Source organism: Caloranaerobacter azorensis DSM 13643, assembly GCF_900129995.1.
GTDB lineage: Bacteria > Bacillota > Clostridia > Tissierellales > Thermohalobacteraceae > Caloranaerobacter > Caloranaerobacter azorensis.
Genome location: NZ_FQXO01000078.1, coordinates 1 through 10598 on the forward strand (window position 1 = coordinate 1; position 10598 = coordinate 10598).

General features: G+C 27.8%; 10 protein-coding genes and 3 tRNA genes. 12 read left to right on the forward strand and 1 reads right to left on the reverse strand.

Going from position 1 to position 10598, the window contains the following annotated elements; all coding sequences use genetic code 11:
• The 12 genes from BUB51_RS13350 to BUB51_RS10490 all read left to right on the forward strand — a co-directional run.
• The coding region (locus tag BUB51_RS13350) for a group II intron maturase-specific domain-containing protein (RefSeq protein WP_073197605.1) at positions 1–258 on the forward strand (258 nt) is incomplete at its 5' end.
• 273 nt (positions 259–531) lie between these two features.
• Positions 532–607: transfer RNA gene (locus BUB51_RS10440), tRNA-Phe, on the forward strand.
• A gap of 12 nt (positions 608–619) precedes the next feature.
• Positions 620–694, forward strand: a tRNA-Gly gene (locus tag BUB51_RS10445).
• Between the two features lie 6 nt (positions 695–700).
• Positions 701–775: transfer RNA gene (locus BUB51_RS10450), tRNA-Cys, on the forward strand.
• A gap of 52 nt (positions 776–827) precedes the next feature.
• Positions 828–1571 (forward strand): DUF6873 family GME fold protein, encoded by a 744-nt coding sequence (locus BUB51_RS10455; protein ID WP_073197607.1) that lies wholly within the window; start codon positions 828–830, stop codon positions 1569–1571.
• 72 nt (positions 1572–1643) lie between these two features.
• A complete protein-coding gene (ytxC, locus tag BUB51_RS10460) occupies positions 1644–2564 on the forward strand; it encodes a putative sporulation protein YtxC (protein ID WP_073197609.1) in 921 nt (306 codons plus the stop codon).
• 113 nt (positions 2565–2677) lie between these two features.
• On the forward strand, positions 2678–3403 hold the full coding sequence (locus tag BUB51_RS10465) for an ABC transporter ATP-binding protein (RefSeq protein ID WP_035164528.1): 726 nt from the start codon (positions 2678–2680) through the stop codon (positions 3401–3403).
• Positions 3400–5079 carry a putative ABC transporter permease subunit gene (locus BUB51_RS10470; protein ID WP_073197610.1) on the forward strand — a complete coding sequence of 560 codons (1680 nt, stop codon included), beginning with the start codon at positions 3400–3402 and terminating at the stop codon, positions 5077–5079. Before BUB51_RS10465 ends, BUB51_RS10470 begins: the two co-directional genes overlap by 4 nt.
• A gap of 399 nt (positions 5080–5478) precedes the next feature.
• The gene (locus BUB51_RS10475; RefSeq protein WP_073197612.1) at positions 5479–6276 is read left to right on the forward strand and encodes a DUF4097 family beta strand repeat-containing protein; all 798 of its coding nucleotides are present in this window, start codon (positions 5479–5481) and stop codon (positions 6274–6276) included.
• A 74-nt stretch (positions 6277–6350) separates the two neighbouring features.
• The gene (locus tag BUB51_RS10480; protein ID WP_035164522.1) at positions 6351–6953 is read left to right on the forward strand and encodes a DUF445 domain-containing protein; all 603 of its coding nucleotides are present in this window, start codon (positions 6351–6353) and stop codon (positions 6951–6953) included.
• 239 nt (positions 6954–7192) lie between these two features.
• On the forward strand, positions 7193–8875 hold the full coding sequence (locus BUB51_RS10485; protein WP_073197614.1) for a carbon starvation CstA family protein: 1683 nt from the start codon (positions 7193–7195) through the stop codon (positions 8873–8875).
• 177 nt (positions 8876–9052) lie between these two features.
• Positions 9053–9736, forward strand: a complete 684-nt coding sequence (locus BUB51_RS10490; RefSeq protein ID WP_035164518.1) for a hypothetical protein — start codon at positions 9053–9055, stop codon at positions 9734–9736.
• Between the two features lie 69 nt (positions 9737–9805).
• On the opposite strand, the gene BUB51_RS10495 is transcribed toward BUB51_RS10490, so the two are convergent.
• Positions 9806–10324: a DUF3794 domain-containing protein gene (locus BUB51_RS10495; protein ID WP_052045311.1), complete on the reverse strand. Its 519-nt coding sequence runs from the start codon at positions 10322–10324 to the stop codon at positions 9806–9808.
• Between the last annotated feature and the right edge of the window lie 274 nt (positions 10325–10598).

Consider the following 10598-nt stretch of genomic DNA (forward strand, 5'->3'; position numbering starts at 1 on the left):
AAAGCGATAGACAAATGGACTAGGAGAAGATTAAGGGCATGCCTTTGGAAACAATGGAAGAAAATTAAGACCAAATTTAAGAATCTTAAAAGATTAGGAGTCCCAGAGTATAAGGCATGGCAATACGCTAATACCCGAAAGGGGTACTGGCGTATATCTAATAGTCCTATATTAAATAAGACATTAAATAATCAGTATTGGCTAAATCAAGGATTTAAAACATTCTCTATGCAGTATAAGAAATTGAACTTAACCTAATGAACCGCCGTATACCGAACGGTACGTACGGTGGTGTGAGAGGTCGGTAGATGAATTAATCATCTACCTCCTACTCGATTCAATTTATTAAATCTGTTGATAAATATACAGCTTCGTATTTTCTTATCCACAATATCTTTTTTATTTCTTTCTCAAAAAAATGGGGAAACTTAAAAAAAAAACTATTGACTTTAGAAAAGAAATGTTGTATACTAATCCATGTCGCTAAGGTAATACCCACTAGCATATTTTATAGCTTGGTATTCTCAGGATGCCCAGATAGCTCAGTCGGTAGAGCAGGGGACTGAAAATCCCCGTGTCGGTGGTTCGATTCCGCCTCTGGGCACCAAAAATCAAATAAGCGGAAGTGGCTCAGTGGTAGAGCATCGCCTTGCCAAGGCGAGGGTCGCGGGTTCGAGTCCCGTCTTCCGCTCCATTGTGTGGCGGCATAGCCAAGTGGTAAGGCAGAGGACTGCAAATCCTTTATTCCCCAGTTCGAATCTGGGTGCCGCCTCCAAAGTAAGACTCCCGTTTTTGGGAGTCTATTTTTTTGGTCGGAGGTTATAAGAATGAAAAATCCGTTTATTCCATTTCGAAAAGTGAGAGCAGTTATTATAGACGGTAGAGCGCATGAGGATATAATAAATACACTTATAAAATTTAATATTCGTGTAATTAAAACTATTAAGTGTGAAGAATTATATGATGCGATATCTTATCATCCTGATATTGTAATACATCCAATAGATTATCAAACTCTTATTATTGCACCGAATGTTTATGATTATTATAAAGATATGTTAAAAAATGCGTCTCTTAAATTGATTAAAGGCGAGAAAAAACTTAAGAGAAACTATCCTGAAAACATTGCATATAATGTAGCAAGAGTTTCTCATTATGCTATACATAATTTTAAATATACAGATGAAAAACTTAAATATTATTTAGAAAAAAAGGGTATAGAATTTATAAATATAAAACAGGGATACTCTAAATGTTCAACTTGTATAGTATCAGATAATGCGATAATAACTTCCGATCCTTCAATCTATAAAGAATGTAAGAAATATTTTATTGATGCACTGTTTATAAACAGTGGATATATTGATTTACCCGGTTTAAATTATGGATTTATAGGCGGAGCAACAGGATTTATTAGTGACATGCAATTAGCATTTACAGGAGAATATCAGCATCATCCGAATTTTTTAGATATTAATATTTTTTTGAAAAAATATAGAAAAAAGCCAGTTATACTCAGCAGCAAAAAAATAATAGATGTAGGTTCAATTATTCCTTTAGTATACAATTAATGTAATCGTTAAAAATGCATATAGCAATATTAAAAACATATACTACTAGTACATCAGAAAGGAGTGACATTTTTGAATTTGCTAATTATAGGATTTAAAGAGAAATTAGAAAAAATAACTGAAATATTAGATGAACGACTATGTTCTTTTGAAAAAGAAAAAATTCATATAGATAAAAAAATAGAAAAAATAGGAGATATAAATTTTATAACATATTCTATTGAAAATGGTGGAGAGGTTAAGCATAAAAATATAAAAAATATTTTCAATTATTATGTTGCAGAGGCTATAACAGACATAGTAATTAATATCTATCAGGAGAAAATAATAGATAGGTTAATATATGACAAGTATTATTATTTAAGTTTTGAAGATAAAAAGATAATAAAATCTAGAGTTGTTGACTATCTTAACAGAAATGAATATGTGCTTCAGGAAGGAATAATGCCTCAAATAAGTAAAAAGACAAAAATATTGAAAACTATAATGGATTTTTTAGATGAAAGTGACAGCCTAATAATAGACGGATTGGTGAACTTTAGACTTAAATTTTTTACAGAATTAATCGAAGAAGCATTAGAAAAAAATATAGAAGATTTCTTTGTTGAAAAAGAATATAGAGAGTTTATTCGAGTACTGCAATATTTTGTTGAATTACAAGAGTCTAAAGTTGAATTAGTCAATATAATATTTAAGAGTGATGGAACTTATCAATTATTTGATAAAAAAATGAATTTGATTGATAATGATATTTTTCAAGAGCTTGCAGAAGAAATTTCAGAGAATGAAATGAATTATGATGATTTACTTATTAGTTCATTAATAACTATTGCACCAAAGAAAATAATAATTCATATAGAAAAAAGTATTCAGGATAGAGAAATAATAAAGGTAATTAAAAATGTTTTTCAAAATAAAGTATCAGTATGTTCGGGATGTAGATTATGTTTAAAAGAGAAAGATAGTAAAGTAAAAATTGAAAAGGAAAAATGATGCTTCCAAGGGAATTTGCTTGGGAGTTTTTTGTTTTTTGATTTATTGAAAAATGGAAAAAATTACAGTATAATGTTATGTAAAACAGGAAAAAAATGTAGAGGTGAATTGTTTTGTTAAAATTAGAGAATGTATCTAAATCGTATAACAAAGGAAAAATTAAAGCTGTAGATAATGTAAATATCCATGTAAAGCCGGGAGAAATATTTGGATTTTTAGGTCCTAATGGTGCTGGTAAAACTACTACAATAAAAATGATAGTAGGATTATTGAAACCAGATGAAGGTAAGATTTATATTAAAAATGTTGATAATCAAAAAGAACCTTTAAAAGCGAAGAAATTGATTAGCTATGTACCTGATAATCCTAAAGTTTATGAAAGATTAACAGGAATAGAATACTTGAATTTTATGGCGGATATGTATGGCATTTCAAAAGAAATAAGAAATAAAAGAATAAGAGAGTATTTAAAAGTATTTGAGCTAGAGGATGCTGTTGGCGACCTTATTAAAAGTTATTCTCATGGTATGAAACAGAAAATTGTTTTAATAGGAGCATTGTTAAACGACCCTGAATTATTTATATTAGATGAACCTATGGTTGGGCTTGACCCAAAATCTTCTTTTAAACTAAAAGAAATAATGAGGAAAAGATGTGAGAAAGGCAAGTCTGTATTTTTTTCAACTCATGTATTAGAAGTAGCGGAAAAATTGTGTAATAGGATTGCAATAATAAATAAAGGAAAGATAATCGCACAAGGAACTATGGAAGAATTAAAAGGACAGTTTATGAATGAAGAATCTTTAGAAAATATTTTCTTGGAGTTGACGGAACAATGAGAGAATTGATGTCATTAATAAAAGTAAATTTAAATATTAATTTTGGAATTTCTTCTATGAAGTATACATATTTAAAGCAGAAAAAAGATATATGGAAATTGGTTTTATTCGTTGTAGCCATTCTTTCACTAATACCTGTGTATCTTCTTTATATTGGTTTGATAAATGGAATATATATAGGACTTAAAATGGTTAATCAACAAAGTTTATTGCTACTATTGGGTTTTTTAGTATCGCAGATAGTGATATTTTTATTTGGAATAGTGTATGTAATGTCAAAATTTTATTTTTCAGATGATTTAAACATATTAATTCCACTACCTATTAAACCCGGTAATATTATTACAGCGAAATTTATAACGTTAGTAGTTAATGAATATTTAATTATGCTTCCTATAGTGTTGCCGATAATTATTATATTTGGCATACGAAGTCAAACTAATTTATTGTATTGGATATATAGCATAGGTATTCTTTTATTGTTACCAATTATTCCATTAGGATTGGCATCAATAATTGTAATGATATTTATGAAATATACTAATATTAAAGGAAAAAGAGATTTATTAAGAGTAATAGGAATGACATTGTTAATTATAGTAATTTTAGTAATACAATTAGGTGTTCAATTTACAATGAAAGATGTTCCATATGGCAGTGAAGAACAATATATTGCTGAAATGGTAAAGGAAAATAATTCTTTTATTAAAAGTTTTAAAAATGTTTTTCCACCAAGTCGTTGGGCAGCAATAGCTCTTGCAAATTCTCAAAAGCTTCAAGGATTTACTTCTTTTGCATTGTTTGTAATATCATCGATATTGGTGTTTTATATAATGATAATATTTGGAGAAAATATATTTTATAAAGGAGTTATAGGAGGAGACGAAGTACTTGCTAAAAGAAAATTATCAAAAAAAGAATTGAAAAAGGATATTTTCAAATCAAGGCATCCAGTTATTGCTATATTCTATAGAGAAATAAAAATATTATTAAGGACTCCAGTATTTTTTGTAAATTCAATAGTGCCAATATTCATTATACCTGTAATAATTATATTTCCTGCTATAGTTAATGATGGATTTATTAATTCTATTCAGGAGTTTTATCTAGAAGAAAATGCTCTTTTATTCAATTTAATTCTAATTGGATTTTTTATTTTTATTGCGACAACAAATTCAATAGCATCTACTTCGTTTTCTAGAGAAGGAAAACAATTCTGGATATCGAGGATAATGCCAATAAAAGTAGAATATCAACTTATTGGTAAGATGCTTCTATCAATTTTATTGCAGTTATTGACAATAGTTGTGATATTAGTTGCAGCTTTGATATTTATTAGACTAAAATTGTCAACCATAATAATAGTATTGATTTTGGGGTTATTAGGAAGCATTCCAGTATTTGAAATCGGTTTTTTTATTGATATAACTAGACCTTTATTAGATTGGGATAATCCACAAAAAGCAATGAAACAGAATTTGAATGTAGTATTTTCTATGTTGATTGGAATGGTATATTTATTACTTTATGCAGGGTTAGTATTCGTTTTCTATCGAGCTAGTTTGAATCCTTTAATAGTATATTTTATATTTATTGCGATGTTTTTAGTTATTTCATTTTTCTTATTTGTTTCTCTTATTGATATTACATTTAGAAGATATAGAGAAATCGAATAATTGTTAGTAAATAAAATAGCCTTTTAACTTTGAACAAAAAAGTTAAAAGGCTATTTTATTAATAAATGCTATTTTAAGAAAATAAAAATTATGTTATAATCAGATATTAGTTGATGTTTAATTAGTATTATCTATTAAATATTTTAAAATATAATTAATTTTTAATTTATACAAACTAAATTAAAATAGATTTTGTTTATTTTTGATAAATAAAAATAAATAAAACAGGTTGATGACAAACTTATATTTTTTAATATATATGAAAATGAAAGCGAATGCTTGAAAGAATTTAGTTTTTTCTAAATTCGTCTGCATGAGCGTCATTTTCATAAAATTTATTTTGTCAACAGTCTAGTTTATTTTTGATAAATAGAAATTATATTACAAGGGAGTGGGGAAATGAATAAAAAATTTATATTATTTATTCCATTTATAACTATGTTAATCTTTACAGGTTGTGATTATGAAAATAATAATTGTTATATTTTAAATGATAACAATTATAAGAAAGTAGAAAGAGAACAAACAATTATTGAAGATGTAAGTGGATTAGAAGAACTAGAAATTATAAATGGTGTTGGCAATATTGAGATAAAAACTACAAATTCAGATAAATTGAGAATTAAAGCTAAAAAAATTGCGAATGCAACTTCTGATGTTATCGCAAAAGAGCTTCTAGATGTAATAGACGTTAAAGCATTTAAGGTTGGAAATAAAATTTCTGTAAAAGCTGTATATACTAATAATGAGAAAAAAGATATATGGGAATTGAAATCAGAAAAGTATGATTGTGGTGATTTAGAAATCACTTATGTTATTGAGATGCCATCTAATATTGGTAAAATAACATTAGAAACTGATGTAGGAAATGTAAAATTAATAGATGTTAAAGGGATGTTTAATGTAAAAACAGGAGTAGGAAATATTTATGGAAACAATATAATACCTGTAAAAAACTCTAATTTCAATAGTGGAACTGGTAATGCTAAAATCAAATTTGCTAATTTGGAAGAATCTGATATAATCGATGTTAATTGTGGAGTAGGTAATATAAAGCTTATTATTCCTAAAGATGCTAAATGTACGATTGAAAAAGAAGAATTTATGAAAGATAAGACTAGACAAGAGATTAATGGCGGGGGAGTATTAATAAAGGTTGAAGTGTCAACTGGTGACATTGAAATTGAACAAGAATAAAATTGAAATAAAGTAATATAAGTTTTTTAGGTTATACTAAACGTTATCAACTATTTAACATACGAGGTGATAATATGATAATCATTCAGGTACTGATTTTAGCAGTAATTGGAGCAATGATAGGCTGGATAACTAATATAATAGCTATCAAATTAATATTTAGACCACTGAAACCTATTACGATACCCATTATAAATGTAAAGATACAGGGATTGATTCCAAAAAGAAGACAAGAGATGGCTAAAAGCATTGGACAAGTGGTTGAAGAGGAACTTGTTTCAGTTAATGAAATTATTGATAAGGTGATTGAACAAGAAAATCTTTCAAATATTATGTTTATTATTAAAAGAAAAATTAATGGAATTATTGATGAAAAATTGCCTTCAATAATACCGAGTACTTTTAAAAATATGATTTTTAACTATGTAAATGAGATGGTTGATTCTGAAGGTGAAAGAATATTGAAAGATTTAATTGAAAAAATGGTCCATAAAGCAACGAATGAAGTTAGGCTTTCAGAAATGATAGAAGAAAAGATTAACTCTTTTGAACTAGAAAAGATAGAGAGTATAATCATTTCTATCGCAAAACGAGAACTTAAACATATAGAGATTTTAGGTGGTATTTTGGGATTCTTAATAGGAATTATACAAGGTATGTTGATTATATTATTTTAAAACATGTCATTTTTTGTAGGAAAATGACATGTTTTTTTTCTTTATTTATAAAGTTAAAAGGAGTATAATAAATACAGAATAAAAATAAAATTGAAATAGAGAAATGTTTTACATTAAATGATGAATATTGTATACAACTTTAAATATTTGGAAGGGGGTGAGTAAGGATAAAGGATAGTTATATAAAAATTTAATTGATTTTAAAATTATTATTAAAACTTAAAAGGGGAGGGGAAAAAGTGAATTCGTTACTATTAATAGTATTGACTTATTTTGGTTTCATTATTGCCTATAAGACTTATGGTAAGTTTTTAGGCAGAAAATTATTTGAATTAAGTAACAAGAATAAGACACCGGCACATATTATTAATGATGGTGTAGATTATGTACCAACTAGAAAAAGTATTTTATTTGGGCATCATTTTACATCTATAGCAGGCACTGGACCGATAGTTGGTCCGGCAATTGGTGTAATTTGGGGTTGGGTACCTGCGGTATTGTGGGTATTTATAGGTTCAATTTTTATGGGCGCAGTACATGATTTTGGAGCGCTAGTTATATCATCAAGAAAGAAAGGTAAATCGTTGGGGGATGTAACTAAGGATATTGTTAGTCCAACTTCAAGAGTTCTATTCTTATTAGTAATATTCTTTTTATTGTTAATAGTAATTGCTATTTTTGCTATGATTATAGGTAAGTTATTTATAATGTATCCAGCTTCTGTATTTCCAGTTTGGATGGAGATTCCGATTGCACTACTTATGGGTTATTTAGTTTATAAGAAAAATATGAATGTAAAATGGTTATCAATTATTGCAATAATTTTAATGTACTTCACAATCTTGGTAGGAGCAGTTTATATAAATGACTTCCATATTCCTGAAATTTTTGGATTACAAGAAATTCTAGTTTGGGTTTTTATACTACTTATCTATGCATTTATTGCATCAATATTACCAGTACAAACTTTACTACAACCAAGAGATTATATCAATTCCCATGAATTATTAGTAGCTATGGCACTACTAATAATAGGATTATTATTTGCACATCCTACAATATCGGCTCCAGCTATAAATACTGCTGTTAAAGGTGCACCTCCTATATTACCATTCTTGTTTATTACTATAGCATGTGGTGCCATTTCAGGATTCCATAGTTTAGTATCTTCTGGTACTTCTTCTAAACAGTTAAACGAAGAAGAAGATTCTTTAACAATAGGATATGGCGGTATGCTATTAGAAGGAGCACTTGCAATGTTAGTTATTGTAGCTTGTACAGCAGGATTAGGAGATGCAGCAGCATGGACACAGAGATATGCTGATTGGGCTAGTGCAAGTGGTTTAGGAGCTAAGTTGGGAGCTTTTGTTGATGGCGGTGCTAGCTTTATTTCACATATAGGTATTGGTGGCGAATTTGCTAAAACTATATTAGCTGTATTCATTGTAAGTTTTGCCGCAACTACATTAGATACAGCTACAAGAATACAGAGATATGTTGTTAGCGAGTTAGCAGAAGGTTGGAACATCAAGCCAATCGCAAATAAAACAGGTGCTACACTATTTGCAGTAATTACAGCTTTGTTATTGGCATTGGCAAAACCTGGCGGAGCAGGTGCGATGATATTATGGCCATTGTTTGGTGCTACAAATCAATTATTGGCAGGATTGGCACTATTGGTTATAACAGTGTATTTAGCTAAGAAAAAGAAACCGATTGTATATACTTTAATTCCAATGATTTTCATGATACTTATGACAGGTTGGGGCATGGTATATAATATTATAAAATATGCAGGTAATTCAGATTGGTTGTTGTTTGTAATAGGAATTATAATAATGATACTCGAGATTTGGATGATTATAGAGGCATTTAAGGCTATTAAAAATTCTAAAAAAATAAAAGAAACAATTGAATCTTAAAAAGAAAAGGCTTAGTTGAATAAATCAACTAAGCCTTTTGTTTCATGGGAACAATTGACTTATGTTATTTCAAAAAATTTTATTTGTTGAGTAACTTATTTATTGCTCTGTGCATAATATGTGAATATGGGGAGAATAGAGAGAATAAATAAAAATGAAACAGGAGGCTATATTTTAATGACAAAAATTAATATTGGTAAAGGTACAAAAAAATTTACGCATTATTATAAAATAGCTAGTTTGTCTGATTCAAAAATAATATCGTATAGAGTAAAACCTTCAAACCTATTTGCTGATGTTTTGTCTAATAAAAAAATTATAGTCTATGGGGATTATGATATTTTGTTTTGTTTTACGAATAATTCTTTGCAGAATCAAAGGTATTCAGCTAAATTTTTGAAAAAAACTTTTTGTGAAATTGTTAATTATGATTTATCATGTTCAGATAAATTAATTGATATTGACAAAATAGAAGCTATAGCAATGTTTCCTTCTCAGCTAACTTGTACATTAAATTTTATAAATTCAGGTCTTACAAATAAATATATCAATATAAAAGTTTCCGGGGAAATAAAAGTTGATTTATTTTTTTTGGATAAAGTAAGTTCTGATTATGATAGACGACTGGTAAAACAAGATATAAATGATTTAGAAAATGAAATAGTAAAAGAGAAAAAGCTATATGATGAAAAAAAAGATATTAAAAAAGGCAAAAATCAAAGTTTAAGTATTCAATGTTGGCAGTTCGAGCCAGAAGATAATCTTACAGTGTATGATATGCTTGAAATGGACTTAGAAATTCTCAAAAATTCAGTTCGTCAAATTGACATTAAAGAATCTGATAATTATAAAGAAGAATAGTTTATACTTAATTACGAAAAAAAGAGCTAAGAACACTATTAAATATGTTCTTAGCTCTTATTCTATTTATTAAATTTCTTCGATTTTACTTGTAAGAGGAGACTCAACATTTATTTTTTCAGTTCTTGTAACTTTAACATCTATTCTAACAACTAATTTTTCTTTCAATTTATTATAAGTTACAGGATCATTATTGTTTGAACATATATTTGGATCCATTAATTCGTCTTTTTCACCTTCTACTATTGCAGATTCAATTTCACAATTATCGCCTTCCATAGCTCCTGGAACTTCAACAAAAGTTGAGAAAGGAATTTGAGTGGTATAATGGTATAGTGGGCCATTTACAACTGGTCTATTTTCATCTTCGTGTACATGCTCAACAGTTTTATAATTTATATTTTTATCTACTAAACCATTTATTATTACTTTATCTTTTATAACTTTACAATTTGTAATTATAACTTTCTTTTCTATATTATTTATTCTATAAATAGGTGGGCTAGGTGGAGCAATAGTTAATACTGTAACTAATAGAAACTGTTTAGAACCTTCACCTATAACTACAGGTACTTGTATAATAGGCATATATTATCTCTCCTTTCTTTAGTCTAATATATAATATTCAATATCGTTTTTTTTGTTGTCTAAGAAAGTATAAATTTTTTTGATAAAATAATATAGGCGTAGCCTAGTAAATAAAAAGAGTCTAGAGTTTGAGTAAACTATTACCAGTAAATTAATGTAAAAAGTTAAGGTGAGGTGTATGAGTAAAAGAATCATCAAAAAGATATTTCAAGATCATTGGGAAGGTTTTGTTGAGCTTTATGGATATAAAATAAGAAAAGTAGTATTTAAGGAA